Here is a 570-nt window from a genome sequence, read left to right on the forward strand (position 1 = left end):
GGTGAAGAGGAAACTGCCTATGGCTCAGACAACTATCCCGCTTACACCCGAGCAAAGAATCAGGGAACTTGAAGAACAACTTGAGCTGGCAAACCAGAAAGCTGAGTTTTTTGAGTCAGTTATCAACGTCCTGAAAAATGATTACGGGGTGAGTGTTGTAAAAAAGCGGCCCGGCAAGTCCTCACGCAAAGTCAGGCCCCCAAAATAACAGTTACGCGTGCATGTCAGTTCCTGGGGCATAGCAGACAGGCGTGGTACCAGTACAACTCAAGATGTAATAAACGGCAGGAGCATCACGCTCAGGTTCTTGATTTTGTTACCCGTACCCGGTGCCGTCAGCCGCGAATCGGTACGCGTAAACTGCACTATCTGCTGAACATTCAGGCCGATAAAACGCTGAATATCGGACGGGATCGTCTGTTTAACCTGCTGGGTGAGTACCGGCTCCTGGTACCCGTGAAACGGGCATATCACAAAACCACCAACAGCCATCATCGCTTTTACCGGCATCCTAATCTGCTGAAATCCGGCTCTGACCAGGTTACCGCCCTTGAGCCAGAGCAGGTCTGG

At 51.1% G+C, this 570-nt stretch carries 1 pseudogene; it reads left to right on the forward strand.

Features of this window, described 5'->3' with window-relative positions:
• Nucleotides 1-570: pseudogene (locus tag JK223_RS17005) on the forward strand (IS3 family transposase); the annotation flags it as partial.

It is taken from the genome of Tatumella sp. JGM118 (assembly GCF_018257515.1).
In the GTDB taxonomy this organism is placed as follows: domain Bacteria; phylum Pseudomonadota; class Gammaproteobacteria; order Enterobacterales; family Enterobacteriaceae; genus Tatumella; species Tatumella terrea.